General features: G+C 63.3%; 17 protein-coding genes. 15 read left to right on the forward strand and 2 right to left on the reverse strand.

Annotated features, from left to right (window positions below):
• Positions 1-405 precede the first annotated feature (405 nt).
• The 9 genes from hisG to hisE all read left to right on the forward strand — a co-directional run bounded on the left by hisG (position 406) and on the right by hisE (position 8,363).
• Positions 406-2,121, forward strand: a complete 1,716-nt coding sequence (gene hisG, locus DW870_RS02780; protein ID WP_117843649.1) for an ATP phosphoribosyltransferase — start codon at positions 406-408, stop codon at positions 2,119-2,121.
• A gap of 105 nt (positions 2,122-2,226) precedes the next feature.
• Entirely contained in the window at positions 2,227-3,663 is a 1,437-nt protein-coding gene (hisD, locus tag DW870_RS02785; protein WP_117876840.1) for a histidinol dehydrogenase, read from the forward strand.
• Between the two features lies 1 nt (position 3,664).
• Complete coding sequence (gene hisC / locus DW870_RS02790) at positions 3,665-4,780, forward strand: histidinol-phosphate transaminase (protein ID WP_199573582.1); 1,116 nt, start codon at positions 3,665-3,667, stop codon at positions 4,778-4,780.
• A complete protein-coding gene (hisB, locus tag DW870_RS02795; protein WP_117807782.1) occupies positions 4,781-5,368 on the forward strand; it encodes an imidazoleglycerol-phosphate dehydratase HisB in 588 nt (195 codons plus the stop codon).
• Between the two features lie 79 nt (positions 5,369-5,447).
• Positions 5,448-6,143 (forward strand): imidazole glycerol phosphate synthase subunit HisH, encoded by a 696-nt coding sequence (locus DW870_RS02800; RefSeq protein ID WP_117876842.1) that lies wholly within the window; start codon positions 5,448-5,450, stop codon positions 6,141-6,143.
• Positions 6,140-6,883: a HisA/HisF-related TIM barrel protein gene (locus DW870_RS02805; RefSeq protein WP_117876844.1), complete on the forward strand. Its 744-nt coding sequence runs from the start codon at positions 6,140-6,142 to the stop codon at positions 6,881-6,883. The genes DW870_RS02800 and DW870_RS02805 overlap by 4 nt, the downstream gene beginning before the upstream one ends.
• A gap of 3 nt (positions 6,884-6,886) precedes the next feature.
• Entirely contained in the window at positions 6,887-7,669 is a 783-nt protein-coding gene (gene hisF / locus DW870_RS02810) for an imidazole glycerol phosphate synthase subunit HisF (RefSeq protein WP_055252389.1), read from the forward strand.
• Positions 7,670-7,999 carry a phosphoribosyl-AMP cyclohydrolase gene (gene hisI, locus DW870_RS02815; protein ID WP_055252388.1) on the forward strand — a complete coding sequence of 110 codons (330 nt, stop codon included), beginning with the start codon at positions 7,670-7,672 and terminating at the stop codon, positions 7,997-7,999. It begins immediately after the preceding gene.
• A gap of 46 nt (positions 8,000-8,045) precedes the next feature.
• Positions 8,046-8,363, forward strand: coding sequence for a phosphoribosyl-ATP diphosphatase (hisE, locus tag DW870_RS02820; protein WP_117876846.1), 318 nt, complete (start codon positions 8,046-8,048; stop codon positions 8,361-8,363).
• Positions 8,364-8,510: 147 nt separating this feature from the next.
• Here the strand turns inward: hisE and DW870_RS02825 are convergent, their stop codons facing one another.
• Positions 8,511-9,422 (reverse strand): PHP domain-containing protein, encoded by a 912-nt coding sequence (locus DW870_RS02825; protein WP_117769947.1) that lies wholly within the window; start codon positions 9,420-9,422, stop codon positions 8,511-8,513.
• 319 nt (positions 9,423-9,741) lie between these two features.
• Between DW870_RS02825 and larC the strand changes: the two genes are divergently transcribed.
• The 6 genes from larC to DW870_RS02855 all read left to right on the forward strand — a co-directional run bounded on the left by larC (position 9,742) and on the right by DW870_RS02855 (position 15,171).
• Positions 9,742-10,227, forward strand: coding sequence for a nickel insertion protein (larC, locus tag DW870_RS02830; RefSeq protein ID WP_117769946.1), 486 nt, complete (start codon positions 9,742-9,744; stop codon positions 10,225-10,227).
• A gap of 73 nt (positions 10,228-10,300) precedes the next feature.
• A complete protein-coding gene (gene yfcE / locus DW870_RS02835) occupies positions 10,301-10,849 on the forward strand; it encodes a phosphodiesterase (RefSeq protein ID WP_117769945.1) in 549 nt (182 codons plus the stop codon).
• Positions 10,850-10,851: 2 nt separating this feature from the next.
• Positions 10,852-11,712, forward strand: a complete 861-nt coding sequence (mazG, locus tag DW870_RS02840) for a nucleoside triphosphate pyrophosphohydrolase (RefSeq protein WP_117769944.1) — start codon at positions 10,852-10,854, stop codon at positions 11,710-11,712.
• Between the two features lie 189 nt (positions 11,713-11,901).
• Entirely contained in the window at positions 11,902-13,191 is a 1,290-nt protein-coding gene (gene eno, locus DW870_RS02845) for a phosphopyruvate hydratase (RefSeq protein WP_117564903.1), read from the forward strand.
• A gap of 196 nt (positions 13,192-13,387) precedes the next feature.
• The gene (locus DW870_RS09465; protein ID WP_233506155.1) at positions 13,388-14,149 is read left to right on the forward strand and encodes a hypothetical protein; all 762 of its coding nucleotides are present in this window, start codon (positions 13,388-13,390) and stop codon (positions 14,147-14,149) included.
• Between the two features lie 20 nt (positions 14,150-14,169).
• A complete protein-coding gene (locus DW870_RS02855; RefSeq protein ID WP_117847847.1) occupies positions 14,170-15,171 on the forward strand; it encodes a hypothetical protein in 1,002 nt (333 codons plus the stop codon).
• 145 nt (positions 15,172-15,316) lie between these two features.
• Here the strand turns inward: DW870_RS02855 and DW870_RS02860 are convergent, their stop codons facing one another.
• Positions 15,317-16,618 (reverse strand): ATP-binding protein, encoded by a 1,302-nt coding sequence (locus DW870_RS02860; protein WP_117847849.1) that lies wholly within the window; start codon positions 16,616-16,618, stop codon positions 15,317-15,319.
• Positions 16,619-16,780: the final 162 nt, after the last annotated feature.

A 16,780-nucleotide genomic window follows, 5' to 3' on the forward strand; every position in this document is an offset into this window, starting at 1 on the left:
AGCTGGTCACCAAGCACAACCTCAAGTACCGCCGCTACTACCACCAGTTCGACTACTAAGAGCTGGTCGCAGGTCCGATATCTTGGCTGGTTGATATCTCGACCCTACACAAGGGCGTCCGCATTTGCGCGGGCGCCCTTTTTGCGTTGCTGTCGGCGCAGGGTGTCTTCGGCGGAAAGTTCATCCCGGGCTTGCGGCTCGGAGTGGGACGCGCTTTCCGGTTGGGCTGGGGGAATCGCCAGATTAAGCTGAGAGCTTGCCCCTATGTTTCTAAATGAATACGCTGTGAGCCGAGGGAGACGATTTTCCCCGCAAGCACTCTAGTATGCTAAAGTACCCAGAAGACCGGCGGAGCTATGCCGGTCTTCTGTTCTATGCGAAGCACAGCATGAGGAGGCTCACCAGATGACGGCCACACCGTGGGGATTCCGGGACATATTGCCCGAGGAGGCTCAGGCACGCGAGGAGATCGCATGTACGGTGAAGGGCTGCTTTAGGGAGCATCATTACCTGCCGGTCGAGACGCCGCTGCTCGAGGACAAGGGTTCGCTCGAGGAAGGCGGCCGCATTGCGGACACGCCGTTTAAGCTCTTTGACGATGATGGGCGTTTGCTGGTGGTCCGTCCCGACAACACGTTGCCGATCGTGCGCTTGGTTTCGACCCGCATGCGCGCGGCCGACCTGCCCCTGCGCCTGCGCTACGAGGCGCCGGTGGTTCGCGAGTGCCAGCGCAATGCCGGCGGCTCGCGTCAGTTTACGCAGCTGGGCTTTGAGCTCATCGGTGCGGGCGACGCCGCGGGCGATGTCGAGATTGTCTCGCTGGTAGCCGAGGCCGTGCGCAAGCTGGCGTTGCCCGATGCGCGCATTATCGCAGGTAGCGTGCGTCCTTTTAAGGAGCTGCTCGCGGCGTGCGAGGATCGCGAGCTGGCTGCCGAGGCCCTGCGCTGCGTGCACGCCAACGACTTTGTGGGCCTCGATGCCCGCGTGGCGGCAAGCGCCGAGCCCGAGGCCGTCAAGGCCGCCATTAGCGAGCTGCCGCGCTTGCACGGCGGTGCCGAGATACTCGACCGTGTGGATGCGCTGCTGGAAGCTGCCGGTATCGTCGCGCCGCTGACGCGCGAGCTGCGTGCCCTGGTCGAGGGCCTGGCTCCCGAGGACGCCCAGGTGCTGTCCTTCGACTTCTCCATCATGAACTCTTTTTATTACTACACGGGCCTGGTCTTTAAGGCCTATGCCGGTGGCCTGCCCGATCCGGTGGGTTCGGGCGGTCGCTACGACTCCATCTTTACCGGCGCGTTTGGCGATGGCATCGAGGTACCGGCGGCGGGATTTGCCTTTTCGCTCGAGCGTCTGGAGGCCGCGCACACTTCGGCTGAGGACGCCGCTTCCGACGGCGACCACGCCGCGGGCCGTGGTGCCGAGGGTCCGCTGCGCATCGCCGTTCCCAAGGGCTCGCTTAAGGCCGACACGCTCGACGTGCTCGAGGCCGCGGGCCTGGACGTCTCCGAGCTGCGCGACCCCGGCCGTCACCTGATCGTGCGCGGCCGCGATACGCGTGCCGGCGAGGGCGCGGTCGGCGATATCGAGTTTGTCATCGTGCGCCCCAGCGATGCGCCCGCTTTTGTGGGCTGCGGTGGGGCCGATTGCGGCATCTGCGGCTGGGATTCGCTTATCGAGGCCGACCTCAACCTGCTGCAGCTGGTCGATTTGGGTTACGGCCTGTGCACCTTTATTGAGGCTGAGCCCGCTTGGCGCGCCGGTCAGGCCGAGCGCAACTATGCCCGCCGCGGTTCGCTTCGCGTGGCAACCAAGTACCCGCGCATCGCGAGTGCCTGGTATGCCGAGCGCGGCGTGAACGCCGACATTGTTTCGCTGCACGGCAACATCGAGCTGGGACCCATCGTCGGTATGACCGATCGCATCGTGGATATCACCGCCACGGGCGCCACGCTGCACGACAACGACCTGGTCATCACCGGCCGCATTATGGACTGCACGGCCCGCTTCTTCGTCAACCCGGGGGCCGCGCGCCTGGATCCGCGCGTTCGCAACCTGGCCGATCGCCTGGCGGCTGCCGTGAAGGACAAGCATTTTGAGCCCGTCGCGGGCTCGGCACAATAGCGCGAGCGCGCACGGGCGCCCCCATATCCGGACTGCGGGCCGATTGGTGCCGCTGCCCGGCATCTCGTTTTCCAAACGCAACCTCGACCGATAGGGGATACCGATATGAAGACCATCAAGCTTGCTCCCGGTGAGCGCCTCGTTACCAACCAGCTCAACCGCAAGGGTGTGCTGCCGCAAAACATCGTCGACGCCGCCCGCGATATCGTGGCCAACGTGCGTGCCAACGGCGATGCTGCGGTGCGCGATTACTGCCAGCGTTTTGACGGTGTCGAGCTGCAAGGCTTTCGTCTGCCGCAAGAGCAGATCGATGCTGCGCTCGAAGGCCTCGACCCGGCCTTTGTCGCCGCGCTCGAGAAGGCTGCGCGCCAGATTCGCGAGTTTCACCAGCGCGAGGTCGAGCAGGGCTGGTTTACCACGCGTCCAGACGGCACGATGCTCGGCGTTAAGGTGACTCCGCTCGCCGCGGCCGGCATCTACGTGCCGGGCGGTCGCGCGCAGTATCCCTCCACCGTGCTCATGAACGCCATTCCTGCCAAGGTGGCCGGCGTCAAGCGCGTGGTCATGGTGACGCCGCCGCAAAAGGACGGCCTGATCAGCCCCTATACGCTCGCCGCGGCCAAGCTCGGCGGCGTGGACGAAATCTATATGGTGGGCGGCGCCCAGGCCGTGGCCGCGCTGGCATACGGTACCGAGACCATTCCGCGCGTCGACAAAATCACCGGCCCGGGCAACGCCTTTGTCGCCGCGGCCAAGCAGATTGTCTCGGGCGACGTGGGCATCGACATGGTCGCCGGCCCCTCCGAGGTTTGCGTGCTGGCCGATGCCACGGCCAAACCCATGGTGGTCGCGGCCGACCTGATGGCCCAGGCCGAGCACGATCCGCTGGCCGCCTGCTATCTGGTGACCTGCGACGAGCAGTTTGCGCGCGAGGTCGAGGCGGGTGTCGACATTCTGGTGGCGCAGTCGCCGCGTGCCGAGATCACGCGCGCCTCGCTCGACAACGAGGGCACCATCGTGGTGGCCGCCGATATGGCTGCCGCCGTCGAGGCCGTGAACACCGTGGCGCCCGAGCACCTGGAGCTGCACTGCAAGGATGCAATGGGCCTGCTTGGCGGCATTCGCAACGCCGGCGCCATCTTTGTGGGCGCTTGGAGCTCCGAGCCGCTCGGCGATTACGTTGCCGGCCCCAATCACACGCTGCCGACCGGCGGCACGGCCATGTTCTCCAACCCGCTTTCGGTGGAGGAGTTCGTTAAGCGCTCAAGCGTTATCTGCTATACGCCCGAGGGCCTGCTCTCCGACGCTCCCGCTACGCAGCGTTTGGCCGAGGCCGAGGGCCTGTGGGCGCACGCGCTTTCTGCCGCCCTGCGTCGTCGCGTGCTGGAACAGGGCGAGGATTCCGTGAGCGCCGAGTCGCTGGCGGCGGCCGACCTGACCAAGGTTGCCTGGCCGGGCGACGTCGCGGCGACGGTCGCCGAGGGTGTGGACTTGGCGGCTGCGGGCGCGGATGGCGCTAACGCGACCGGCGGGGAGGCCTAATATGGCCGAGCTGACGCCTCGCATGAAGGAACTCGTCCAGCCCTACTTGGCCGGCATTGAGCCCTATGATCCCAACTTTACGCCCACGCGCATCAACCTTTCGGCCAACGAGAACACCTATCCCGTGCCGGCTGGCGTGCGCGAGGCGATCGACGCGGCACTCGCCGCCACGCCGCTCAACCGCTATCCCGACCCCATGTCCAACGACCTGCGCGACGAGCTTGCCGCTTGGCATGGCGTGGCACGCGAGAACATCTGCGTGGGCAACGGCGGCGACGAGCTGCTCTATAACTACCTGCTGGCGTTTGGCGGCGCGGGGCGGACCCTGCTCAACTGCCCGCCATGCTTTAGCGAGTATGCGTTCTTTGCGTCGCTCTGCCAGACCGAGGTGCGCGACGTGTGGCGCGATCCGGTGACCTTTGAGCTCGATCAGGCTGCCGTGCTTGCGGCAGCGCCCGAGTGCAACCTGGCGATTGTGACCTCGCCCAACAATCCCACGGGCGACGTGGCGCCGCTCGACTTTATCGCGGCTCTGTGCGATGCGTGTCCCGGCATGGTGATGGTCGACGAGGCCTACGTGGAGTTTGCTGACGATTCGTTTGGCGCGGCCACCACGGCGCAAGGGCTTATCGCCGAGCATTCCAACCTGGTGATTCTGCATACGCTGTCCAAGGCGTTCGGCGCCGCCGGCACGCGTCTGGGCTATGTGATTGCGTCACCCGAGGTTATTGACGTGTTCGCGGCGATTCGCCAGATCTATTCAGTCAACGTGCTAAGCCAGGCCGCGGCGCTTGCCTGCGTGCGTGCCCGCGATGCGTACGCGCCCGTGGTGGCACGGATTGCATCTGAGCGCGTGCGCGAGCTGTGCGCCCTGCGCGCAATGGCTGCCGAGGGCCTGCCCGTGGAGGCGTGGCCGAGCGCGGCGAACTTTGTGCTCGTGCGCACGCCGCACGCCACGCGCGTGCGCGAGCGTCTGCGCGATGAGTATTCGATTTTGGTGCGTGACTTTAGCTACGCGCCGGGGCTTGCGGACTGTCTGCGCATTACCGTGGGTACCCCGCAGGAAAACGACGAGGTGCTGGCAGCGTTTGCCGTGCTGGTGAAGGAGGAGATGTAGATGGGCCGTTATGTCGAGGTGACCCGCAAGACGGGCGAGACCGACATTGTCGTTAGGCTCGATCTGGACGGATCCGGCGTGTGCGATATCTCGACCGGCGTGCCGTTTTTCGACCACATGCTCAACGCCTTTGGCCGCCATGGCCTGTTCGATTTGACAGTACATGCGGTGGGCGACGTGGAGGTCGACGCGCACCACACCGTCGAGGACACGGGCATTGTGCTGGGCGAGGCGTTTTGCCAGGCACTGGGTGACAAGGCGGGCATTACGCGCTTTGCCGATGCGGCGATTGCCATGGACGAGACGCTCGTGATGGCCGCCGTTGATATCTCGGGTCGCGGGCAGGCCTATTGCGATCTGCCCGTGCCGACCGAGCGCGTGGGCAGCTTTGATACCGAGCTGGCCGTCGAGTTCTTCTATGCCTTTGCGCGCGATGCTAAGCTCACGCTGCATGTGCGCGAGCTGGCGGGCGGCAACTCGCATCACATTATCGAGGCAGCCTTTAAGGCCGTGGGACGCACGATGCGCCACGCCTGCGAGCTTGATCCCCGCGTCCAAGGAATCCCCAGCACCAAGGGCTCACTGTAACCGCCATATAGGCAGAAACCACCACAAAGGTGCCTGTCCCCTTTGTGGTGGTATTGGATGATGGAAAAAGGAGGGTCGCGTGGGCGAACCGAAGATCGTGGTGGTCGACTACCACAAGGGCAACTTGTCGAGCGTCGTGCGCGGGCTTGCGCGCGCCGGTGCCGCTGCCTGCACATCGGACGATCCGGAGCAGATCCGCAACGCCGACGGCCTGGTCATCCCGGGCGTGGGTGCGTTCTATGACGCGATTGTCTTTATGCGCCAGAGCGGCGAGGAGGCGGCCGTGCTTGACGCCGTTGCCCCCGGAACTCCTCTGCTCGGCATCTGCCTGGGCCTTCAGCTGTTTTTTGAACGCGGCGACGAGGGCGTGCCGGCGGACGAGGGCGCGGACGACGATGCCTCCGAGCAGGCCGGCGGTCCCTGGGTCGATGGCCTGGGCATTATGCGCGGCTCGTGCACGCGCTTGGAATCGAGTCGCCTGAAGGTGCCGCACGTGGGCTGGGACCAGGTGCACATGACGCCCGCCGGCGCGGCCGATCCGTTGCTCGCCGGTTTTGCCGAGGGCGCCAACATGTACTTCACCCACAGCTATGCGGTGGCCGACGATGTCGATGCCGCCGATGTTCTGGCGCGCACGCACTACACGCGGAGCTTCCCGTGCATCGTGCGCCACGGCAACGTGTGGGGCTGCCAGTTCCATCCCGAGAAATCCTCCGCGCTGGGACAGCGCATCCTTAAGAACTTCGTCAACATCGTCGAGGAGGCCGGCCGATGATCCTGTTCCCCGCAATCGATCTGATCGGCGGCAAGGTCGTGCGCTTGGAGCGCGGCGATCGCAGCCGCTGCAAGGTATATTCCGACGACCCCGTGGCCGTTGCCCGCTCGTTTGCCGAGCAGGGCGCAAGCTGGGTGCACGTCGTCGATCTGTCCGCTGCCTTTGGCGAGGATGAGGACGCATGCGCTGCCAACTCGACGGCGATCAAGGCTATCTGCGGCATCGACGGTCTGTCCGTGGACGTGGGCGGCGGCGTCCGCTCGCTCGCACGCATCGACGAGCTGGCCGGCTATGGCGCGCGCCGTATTGCGCTGGGGACCGTGCTGGTGACCGAGCCGGGTTTTGCCGAGGTGGCGGCCAAAGGCTTTGGCGAGCTGCTGGTGGCAGACATCGCCGCCCGTGACGGCCAGGTCAAGGTGAACGGCTGGCGTGACGGCGCGGGCATGGCGCTCGACGATGCCGTGGCGCAGCTTTCCGAGCTGGGCTTTAAGCATTTGGTGTACACCGACATCGCGCGCGATGGCATGCAGACGGGCATCGACGTGGCGGCGTATCGCCATGTGGCCGAGGTTGCGGGTTTTCCCGTCATGGCTTCGGGTGGCATCTCGACACTCGACGATATCTGCGCGCTTGCCGCGGTGGGTGAGGATGCTATTGAGGGTGCGATCACCGGTCGCGCGCTCTACGAGGGCAACTTTACGCTGGCACAGGCGCTGGCCGCCGCCCGAGGGGAGGAGTAGCCCATGCTTACCAAGCGTGTGATTCCCTGTCTGGACGTTAAGGACGGCCGCGTGGTCAAGGGCGTCAACTTTGTGAGCCTGCGCGATGCGGGCGATCCGGTGGAGCTGGCGCGCGCCTACGACCGCGAGGGCGCGGACGAAGTCGTGTTCCTGGACATCACTGCGACGAGCGACAACCGTGCGACGACCATTGAGATGGCGGCGCATGCGGCCGAGGAGTTGGCCATTCCCTATACCGTGGGCGGCGGTTTTCGTGACCTGGCGGGCATGCGAACCATGGTGGCTGCCGGTGCCGATAAGGTGTCGCTCAACTCTGCTGCCGTGCGCGATCCGTCGCTGGTCAGCCAAGCTGCCGCTGCATTTGGCAGCCAGGCCGTGGTCGTGGCGATCGATGCCAAGCGTGTTGGTTTGCCCGGTGAGCCGGGAGCCGACAAGTGGGAGGTCTTTACCGCGGGCGGCCGTAACGCCACGGGTATCGATGCGGTGGCGTGGGCCGAGGAAGCGGCTCGTCGCGGCGCCGGTGAGATCTTGCTCACCAGCATGGATCGCGACGGCACCAAGGCTGGCTTCGACCTGGCACTCACCCGCGCCGTGGCGCGCGCGGTGCCGATCCCGGTGATCGCAAGCGGCGGCGTGGGCACGCTCGAGCATTTTGCCGAGGGCGTGATCGAGGGCGAGGCCGACGCCGTGCTGGCAGCAAGTGTCTTTCACTTTGGGACCTTCAGTATTCGCGAAGTCAAAGAATACATGGCCAGCCAGGGAATACCTGTGAGATTGGACTTCTAAATGGAGCAAGTGACAACCGCGGCAGAGCTCAAATACGACGACCGTGGGCTGATTCCTTGTGTGGTTCAGCAGTATGACACCGGTGAGGTGCTTATGGTTGCTTGGATGAACGAGGAATCGGTGGGGCTGACGCTCAAGACCGGGACCACGTGGTTTTGGAGCCGCAGCCGCCAGGAGCTCTGGAACAAGGGCGCGACGAGCGGCAATATGCAGGAGGTCAAGGAGCTCTGGGCCGACTGCGATAGCGATACGCTGCTGGTCAAGGTCGACTCGCCGGGTCCGGCCTGCCATACCGGCAACCGTACCTGCTTCTTTAGAAAACTCGCGTAGGGCGGGCGCTCGACCAGGCGCTTGGCCAACCAGAAAGGATTGAACCATGGGTGTGCGCACCGCGAATGTTCAGGATGGAAATATCGGTGAGACGCTGACGGGGCTCGCCGGGGTGATTCACGGCCGTCGCGACGCATCGCCGCAGGAGAGCTATACCGCTCGCCTGCTGACCGATGTCGAGGACGAGCTGCTCAAGAAGCTTGCCGAGGAGGCGAGCGAGGTGATCATGGCCTGCAAGGATAACGATCACGATCACATCCGCTACGAGGCCGGCGACCTGGTCTACCACTTGCTCGTGACGCTTGAGCGCTACGGCATCACCCTCGACGAGTTGGCCGGCGAACTCAACGCCCGCCGCCACTAGTCATTGGGGACGTTCTTAAACGACTAGTCGTTTGGGACAGTCTTTGTTGGTGTAACGGGGTCATGGAAGTTGCGGTGAAATAGGGACTGTTTAAGCGCTTCATCAGGCAAAACAATCCCTATTCCACCGCAACTTATGAAGGGATGGCTAGGCGAGGGGTGTGGATTCCCATTCGCCGGTGGGGTGGGGGACGTCGAAGGCTCGGTAGCCACAGTCGTAGGCGTGTGCCTGGGCCTCACGGATGTTCCAGCAAATGTCGCAGGCGCGGTGTGCGTCCGAGCCAAAAGTGATCGGCACCTCGGCGTGGGCAAAGCGGCGCAGCAATCCGGTCGCGGGATAGTAGTCTTCGAGGCCCTTGCGCGGTGCGGCGGTCGAGACCTCAACGCGGCGGCCTGTATCGTGCGCGCACTCGGCCATCTGCTGCCAAAACGGTGCGGGGTCTAAGTCGGGCGCAAAGCCTTCCTTCGAAAAGCGCATGACCAGGTCGGGATGGGCCATTACGTCAAAGTTGAGTGAGCTTTCGCAAGCGCGGCACCAGTCGTCGACGTAGCGCTCCCACACGCCGTGTACCCCCAGGTTTTCCCAAACATGCAGGTTGGTGTCATCATCGATCCAGCCGCAAAGGGAATCGGGTGTATCGGGGCGAGCGACGTTTTCCGTTCCCGCCGTACCCGCGGCACCGGCCATGATATCGCCTGGGTTGCCAATCCAATGCACGCTGCCCAGGCGTACGACGGCGTCCTGGGACCAGCGCTCAACCAAAGGCTCGCAGCCCTCGTACCAATCGCATTCAAAGCCATAGATAAGCTCGAGCTCCGGCGCGATTTGCGCGGCAAGCTTGCGGGCATCCTCAAAAGCCAGACGATGTGCCGGCAGGTCGCCCTCAGTAACCTGCACTTCGCAGTTGGCATCCATGCTGGCGGGCAGTGTGAGATGGTCGGCCGAGACCATGACGCGGCAGCCGGCCGCAGCAGCGGCGCGAACGTTGTCTTCAAACGAGGCATGGCCGTCCGAGAACGAGGTGTGGGTATGGCAATCGACCAGCGGGCAGGCAGACATGGCGACTCCTTTGCATTTGGCGAATCCGCTCCATTGTAATGTTGCAGCTCTCAACACGCCGCGCGCCGGAGCTCGAAATCGATTGGAAAGGCTGCGCGGCGCGGCCTCGCTTGCTCCAATACATGTACATCAGCCTCCAAAAGCTGCAAATAATGACATGTTTGGAGGCTGATGTACATGTTTGGCCGGGGCGGTGGAGTGTCGGTTTCTTGTCGACAAGGAAAATCGCGCTCATCACGCGCCGTCACACTCGCGCAGCCTGCGATGTGCTAGCGTTTGGGTGAACAAAACGAGCCCGCGCGGAAAGGATCCAGACCGTATGCAATGCGATAGCACATCCCCGCTGTCTCGCGAGACTGATGCGCCCGAAACTATCGTCAAACTGGAGTGCGACATCGATGATGCGTCGCCCGAGGTGCTTGCCTACGCTGCCGATTGCCTGCGCAAGGCCGGCGCCCGCGAGGTGCATTGGTTGCCGCTTTACTGCAAAAAGGGCCGCCCCGGCTGGCAGCTGCAGGTAATCTGCTCGCACGATGATATCGAGCGCTTGCAGACGATTATCTTTTTGGAGACCACGACCAACGCCATTCGTCGCCAGGTGATGGAACGCGTTTGCCTGCCACGCCGCTTTGAGCGCGTAACGACGCCATGGGGCGAGGTATCCGTTAAGGTGGCGACCCTGCCCGACGGCAGCGAGCGCGCGGCTCCCGAGTACGAGGATTGCGCCCGTCTTGCCCGCGAACATGGCGTGCCGCTCCAACGCGTGATGCAGGCGGCTCAGAGCGCGGCACTGCGATTCGAGTAACACGGTAGATGGGCTCCGCATCCGCCGGATCCCGTATTCAGCCCCCATCAACCCCATTCGAAAGGATCTCCCCATGAAATACCTCATCGCTTCCGACATCCACGGCTCGGCATACTGGACCGAGCGCCTCTGCGCCGCCATTGAGTCCGAGCAGCCCGACCGCATCGTCCTGCTGGGCGACCTGCTTTATCACGGTCCGCGCAACGACCTGCCGCGCGACTATGCTCCCAAGCGCGTGATTCCGCTGCTCAACGCCCTAGCCGACCGCATCATCGCGGTGCGCGGCAACTGCGACGCTGAGGTCGACCAGATGGTCCTCGACTTCCCCGTCATGGCCGACTACGCCACGCTGTTTGACGAGACCGGCCGCGAGCTGTTCCTGACGCACGGCTATGTCTTTGGCGCCGGCATGCACAACAGCGTCGACCACGCGCCCGCGCTGCCCGAGGGCTCCGCGCTCGTCTACGGCCACACGCACATCAAGGTCAACGAGGAAAGCGCCGCGCACCCGGGCCTGTGGCTCTTCAACCCCGGCAGCGTGAGCATCCCCAAGGACGGCTCGCACAGCTACGGCATCTACGAGGGCGGCGCGTTCCGCCACGTGATCCTGGAGGAGGACTAACCATGGCGCAGCATATGGCTCAGCAAAATGCCGAGGGCTCGCGCGATCTGCCCACGCTGATAGACGCGTCGGCCGAGCTGCAGCATCTGGTGCAGACCATCTGGCGTCTGCGTCAGCCCGATGGCTGCCCGTGGGACCGCGAGCAGACGCACCGCAGCATCGGCAAGAACATGATCGAGGAGGCCTACGAGGCGCTCGACTGCATCGAGGCGGACGACGCGGTTCACCTGCGCGAGGAACTGGGTGACGTGCTCATGCAGGTCGTGCTGCATGCGCAGATTGCTGCCGACGCCGGCGAGTTTACGCTGGCCGACGTGGCGCGCGATATCGACGCCAAGCTCATTCGCCGCCACCCGCACGTGTTTGGCGATGCGGATGCCGAGAGCTCCGACGAGGTGCTCAAGATTTGGGACGAGGTCAAGCTTGCCGAGAAAGCCGCCAAGGACAAGGCCGTGGCGGCGGGCGAGGCCGCGCCCGAGGGTCTGCTCGATGGCGTGCCCACGCATCTGCCGGCGTTGATGCAGGCGCAGAAGGTGTCACGCAAGGCGGCCGCCGTAGGCTTTGAGTGGGAGACGGTCCAGGACGTGTGGGACGAGGTTGCCGAGGAGCGTGCCGAGTTTGAGGCCGAGGCCCCTGGCTCGCCCGAGCGCGAAATGGAGTTTGGCGATCTGCTCTTTGCCCTGGTCAACGTCGCGCGCAAAGAGGGGATCGACGCCGAGAGCGCCCTGCGCGCCAGCACGGCAAAGTTCCGCCGTCGCTGGGCCGCGATGGAGCAGATGGCGTCCGACGCCCACGTGGATCTTGCCGAGCTTTCGACCCACGACCTCAACGACCTGTGGGATGCCGCAAAGGCGGAGGAGTAAGACTGCGGGAACGACGGGCTGACATGCCTCATCGTTCCCGCTAAATTTTTCGAAAATCAAGTGTATCCCTCGGCTAACTTAGGGCATAATGCAAAAAGTGCGACATGGCTAACTTACGGAGACGCACCGATGGTGCACGGTCAGCCGGTCGCTTGCATCCACTACGTTTCCAAGTGAGAGGGAGACAACATGAGCGATATTTTGGACGTCTACGGTCGCGAGGTGCTCGACAGCCGCGGCAATCCCACCGTCGAGGTCGAGGTCGTGCTCGAGGACGGCAGCTTTGGCCGCGCAATGGTGCCTTCGGGTGCTTCGACCGGCGCCTTTGAGGCCTGCGAGCTGCGCGATGGCGACAAGGGCCGCTACCTGGGCAAGGGCGTTTCGCAGGCCGTCGAGCACGTCAACAACGAGTGCGCTAACGCCGTCGTGGGCCTCGATGCCTTCGACCAGCGCGCCGTCGATGCCGCGCTGATTGCCGCGGACGGTACTCCCAACAAGACCAAGCTCGGTGCCAACGCCATCCTGGGCGTGTCGCTGGCTGTTGCCCGCGCCGCTGCCGAGTCGGCGGGCCTGTCGCTGTACCAGTACCTGGGCGGCGTCAACGCCCACCTGCTGCCCACACCTATGATGAATATCCTCAACGGCGGCGTGCATGCCGACAACAACGTTGACTTCCAGGAGTTCATGATCATGCCGGTGGGTGCTCCGAGCTTTGCCGAGGGCCTGCGCTGGTGCGCCGAGGTCTACCACACCCTCAAGGGCGTGCTGCACGAGGCCGGCCTGGGCGGCGGCGTGGGCGACGAGGGCGGCTTTGCCCCCAACCTTAAGACCAATGCCGAGCCGTTCGAGTACATCACCAAGGCCGTCGAGAAGGCTGGCTTTAAGCCCGGCGTCGACTTCATGTACGCCATGGACCCGGCCTCGACCGAGTTCTACAACGCCGAGACCGGCATGTACGAGCTCAAGGGCGAGGGCGTGGAGTACACGAGCGCCCAGATGGTTGATTACTGGGAGAAGCTCGTCGACACCTATCCCATCATCTCCATCGAGGACGGCATGGCCGAGGAGGACTGGGACGGCTGGGTCGAGCTTACCCGCCGCATTGGCAACAAGGTGCAGCTGGTGGGCGACGACCTGTTCGTCACCAACACCGAGCGCCTCAAGAAGGGCATTGAGCTGGGCGCCGCCAACGCGATCCTGGTCAAGGTCAACCAGATCGGCACGCTCACCGAGTCGCTCGAGGCCATCGAGACCGCCAAGGAGGCCGGCTACGCCTGCATCGTGAGCCACCGTTCCGGCGAGACCGAGGACTCCACGATCGCCGACCTGGTCGTGGGCGTCAACGCCGGCCAGATCAAGTCGGGTGCCCCGTGCCGCAGCGACCGTATCGCCAAGTACAACCAGCTCATCCGCATCGAGGACGAGCTCGAGGGCAGCGCGCGCTACGCCGGCAAGGCCGCGTTCTACAACATTCGCTAGGCACGCGGAGGTCGCGGGGGCGGGGAAGACTCGGATTCGCCTTGCTCCAGCCGGGCGCGGTTGAGCACCATTGGGCGCTGGGCCATACGGCTCAGCGCCTTTTTTATGTCGAGCAAAGGCTGGCGAAGGCGGTGCGCGCGCTCGTGCTATAACTAGAATACTTAGCGCAAACAAACCTCAACCGCACAAGGCGCACATGGATCAGATTTACGACAACAGGTACTATTCCGCCGGTTCGCGTGAGCCGTCGCCTCGCCGTGCGCGCACGGTGCAGCTCGGTGGGTCCGCCTACGCCGGCGCCGACCGCTCCATGCAACGCCCGACAAGTACCTCGCGCCCCAATGCTCAAGTGAATACTTCGACAGATGGACCAGTGCGCCCGGCACGTTCGTCGCATGCGTCGCGTCCCTCGGCCCAGACGCACGACAGGTCGAGCAGGCCCTCGAACCGTTTTTCGGGCTCGGACTTTATGCACTACGCCAACGACAACGCGGTGGTCAAGGCGATCTACGACTTTACCCATGGTCCTCAGCGAGGGCTATTCATCGGCATCGTCGTTGCTCTGGTGCTCGTGAGCCTGTATTTCCCCGTGCGCGATCTGTACGTGGCAAAGCGTTCGAGCGATATCTTGGCCAAGCAGGTCGAGATTCGTCAGCAATACAATGATGAGCTGCAAAAAAGCGTCGACAAGCTGCTCTCGGAGGAGGGTATCAAGGACGCGGCATCCGAGGACTTGGGCCTGGTGATGCCAGGCGAGAAGAGGATTGAAGTGCAGGGCCTGGACGACGATTCGGATTCGTCTTCGAGCAAGAAGTCGTCGAACGCCAAGAAGGCCAGCGAAGTTGCCAAGGAAATCGAAGAAGTCGGTAAGGACGCCCCGTGGTATATCCAGGCGCTCGACATGCTGTTTGGGTTTAACGGTGTCGAGGGCCAGACGGTCGTGTCCAACGGCGAGTAGCGCCCGGAGGGGAACCCGCAATGGCAGATTGCAAACGATATAAGGTGGCGGCGATCGATCTGGGAACGGTGTCGTCGCGACTGGTGTTGGCCCAGGTCGAGGGCGGGGCGATCGTGGGATCGTCCAAGCATACCGAGATTACCGACCTGGGCGAGGGTGTGGACGCGACGGGTCGCTTTTGCGAGGCGGCTGTCGAGCGTGTGCTCGCTGCGTGTCGCATGTTTGTGGACGAGGCGCGTGCCTTTGGGGCCGCGTGCATTTGCACCACATGCACGAGCGCCGCGCGCGATGCATCCAATGCCGCACTGCTGCTGGACGGTCTGCGTGAGCTGGGGCTCGAACCGCAGGTGATTCCGGGCGAGGTCGAGGCGCGCCTGACGTTTTTTGGCGTGGCGCACGACTTTGCCGGCGAGCGCATCATTGTTGCCGATTCGGGCGGCGGATCCACGGAGCTCGCGACGGGCGTCTATGCGCCGGAGCGTGGGGTCTTTGCGCTGGAGGGCACGCGTTCGCTGGACATCGGTTGTCGCCGTGTGACGGAGCGATTTTTCTCGGCACTGCCGCCCGCACGCGGCGAGCTTACTGCCGCTGCCGCGTGGGCGGGCGAGCAGTTCGCTGCCTATTTTGAGGGCCTGCCGAGCAATTTTGAGCGCGCCGAACGCTTGGTCGCAGTGGGTGGCACCGTCACCACACTCGTGGCGCTCGTTCATGAGCTGGAACCGTACGATTCGAGCTTTGTGCACCTGCGCGAGCTTTCGCTGGATCAGGTTTCGGCCGCTATCGAGCGCATGTCTGCGTTGGATGCGGACGGCATCGCCGCTCTACCGGGTGTACAGTCCAAACGCGCGGGCGTGATCTTGGCTGGTGCCGTGGTAATCCGCGAGCTTATGCGAGCCGGCGGCTACAAGACGCTCACTGTAAGCGAGAACAGCTTACTCGCCGGCATGGCCGCCACCATCAACGAGGCTCTCGACGGTGCGACCCCCACCATCTCCTGGACCCCCAGCCTCAGCGCCCTCTAAATAAGTTGCGGTGAAATACGGACTAAAATCGCCCTTTCGGGCACCAAACAGTCCCTATTCCACCGCAACTCAACAGCCGGCACCTGGGGACGTTCCTTTTCTGCCGGCACCTGGGGACAGTCCTTGCGGGGCGTCCCCATGGCGCCTATGCCAGCTTGTCGATTTGCCCAATCTCCCAAAGCGGAATATTGATGAGCATGCCCTCGTCTCTATATGCCGCCAGGGAGCTCCTCACGCAACGCTCGAGTTTGAATTTTTCGCAGGCTATTTTCAGACTCTTCGCTTTAAGGTTCTCTGCCGCCTTGACCTCAAGCGGAAGCACGGTTCCCGCATGGTCGATGGCAAAGTCGGTTTCGGCATTGCCGGAGGTAGAGGACCAATACGCGGGAGTTTTGTCCTGGAGCAAAAGCTCCTGCGCGACGTATTGTTCGGTCAGCGAACCTTTGAACTCGGTAAAAACAGCGGATCCGTTAAGAACGATGGCCGGAGAGAGACCGGAGAGCGCTCCGAGGATGCCGGTGTCGATGCAGAACAGTTTGAAGCCCGAGAGGTCTTCGTAGCTCGAGAGCGGCGCCTTTAGAGCGGAAACACGTGGCACCTTATGAACGATTCCGTAGTCCGTGAGCCACTGGAGGCTTTCCTCGAAATCGCGTGCGCGCGCTCCGGGACGAAGGGCGCCATAGACAAACTTCTTGTTCTCCTTTGCAAGCTGGCCGGGAAGGGATTTCCAAACCAACCTCATGCGCTCGACGATGCGGGCGGGTGCATGTTTGCCAAAATCGGATTCGTAAGCCTCGATGATTTGCTGTTGAAGCCTTCGGGCTTCGATGAAGTCGCGTGTCTCGGCGAAAGTGGAGACAACTTCGGGCATACCGCCGACAACAAGGTATTCCTTGAGCAAGCGCTCGAGCTTTTCGGTAACGTTTGCCAGAAGGTTCATGTCTGCGGCAAGGATGGCATCGGCGAGCGGGTTGCCGTCGACGGCACGAACGAACTCGGCAAACCCCATGGGACGCATGGTGAGCTGGTCGATTTTGCCGACGGGAAATGACTCGTTTTCGCGTCGGAGCGCGAGGCCCATATAGGAACCGGCTGCCACGATGTGGTATTCGGGTGCAAGTTCGTTGAAGTACTTGAGTGAGGTGATCCCGCGTGGCGCCTCTTGGATCTCGTCGAAGATGATGAGCGTGTCTGCCGGCGTTACGGTTTGGCCACGTAGGAGTTCTATCTGGGAGATGATGCGCTTGGGGTCGAGGTCCCCATCGAACAGCGAGCGTGTGCTCGGCTCGAGCATAAAGTCAAAACGAATGACATTTCGATACTGCTGGCTTGCGAATTCGTTAAGAAGCCAAGTCTTTCCTGTCTGGCGGGCTCCCCTAAGCAAGAGAGGTTTGCGATTCGCCCTTGATTTCCAAGCGATAAGTTCACTCATAAGCTGTCGCTGCATATTGCCTCCCAACCCTCTCGGCTAGTATAAGGCCATTTGGTCGTTTCCATCGGAAAATGTGCGAGACAACCACGTTTTTCCATCGGAAAATGTGCGAGACAGCCACGTTTTTCCATCGGAAAATGTGTAAATACCAACCTAAGTTGCGGTGGAATAGTTCCT

The sequence above is a fragment of the Collinsella sp. AM38-1BH genome, assembly GCF_003467545.1.
Classification (GTDB): Bacteria; Actinomycetota; Coriobacteriia; order Coriobacteriales; family Coriobacteriaceae; genus Collinsella.

Bases quoted from the DNA above. Each gene is read 5' to 3' on its own strand.
- hisG (WP_117843649.1), top strand. From the start codon at position 406: ATGACGGCCACACCGTGGGGATTCCGGGACATATTGCCCGAGGAGGCT.
- hisD (WP_117876840.1), top strand. From the start codon at position 2,227: ATGAAGACCATCAAGCTTGCTCCCGGTGAGCGCCTCGTTACCAACCAG.
- hisC (WP_199573582.1), top strand. From the start codon at position 3,665: ATGGCCGAGCTGACGCCTCGCATGAAGGAACTCGTCCAGCCCTACTTG.
- hisB (WP_117807782.1), top strand. From the start codon at position 4,781: ATGGGCCGTTATGTCGAGGTGACCCGCAAGACGGGCGAGACCGACATT.
- DW870_RS02805 (WP_117876844.1), top strand. From the start codon at position 6,140: ATGATCCTGTTCCCCGCAATCGATCTGATCGGCGGCAAGGTCGTGCGC.
- hisF (WP_055252389.1), top strand. From the start codon at position 6,887: ATGCTTACCAAGCGTGTGATTCCCTGTCTGGACGTTAAGGACGGCCGC.
- hisI (WP_055252388.1), top strand. From the start codon at position 7,670: ATGGAGCAAGTGACAACCGCGGCAGAGCTCAAATACGACGACCGTGGG.
- hisE (WP_117876846.1), top strand. From the start codon at position 8,046: ATGGGTGTGCGCACCGCGAATGTTCAGGATGGAAATATCGGTGAGACG.
- DW870_RS02825 (WP_117769947.1), bottom strand. From the start codon at position 9,422: ATGTCTGCCTGCCCGCTGGTCGATTGCCATACCCACACCTCGTTCTCG.
- larC (WP_117769946.1), top strand. From the start codon at position 9,742: ATGCAATGCGATAGCACATCCCCGCTGTCTCGCGAGACTGATGCGCCC.
- yfcE (WP_117769945.1), top strand. From the start codon at position 10,301: ATGAAATACCTCATCGCTTCCGACATCCACGGCTCGGCATACTGGACC.
- mazG (WP_117769944.1), top strand. From the start codon at position 10,852: ATGGCGCAGCATATGGCTCAGCAAAATGCCGAGGGCTCGCGCGATCTG.
- eno (WP_117564903.1), top strand. From the start codon at position 11,902: ATGAGCGATATTTTGGACGTCTACGGTCGCGAGGTGCTCGACAGCCGC.
- DW870_RS09465 (WP_233506155.1), top strand. From the start codon at position 13,388: ATGGATCAGATTTACGACAACAGGTACTATTCCGCCGGTTCGCGTGAG.
- DW870_RS02855 (WP_117847847.1), top strand. From the start codon at position 14,170: ATGGCAGATTGCAAACGATATAAGGTGGCGGCGATCGATCTGGGAACG.
- DW870_RS02860 (WP_117847849.1), bottom strand. From the start codon at position 16,618: ATGCAGCGACAGCTTATGAGTGAACTTATCGCTTGGAAATCAAGGGCG.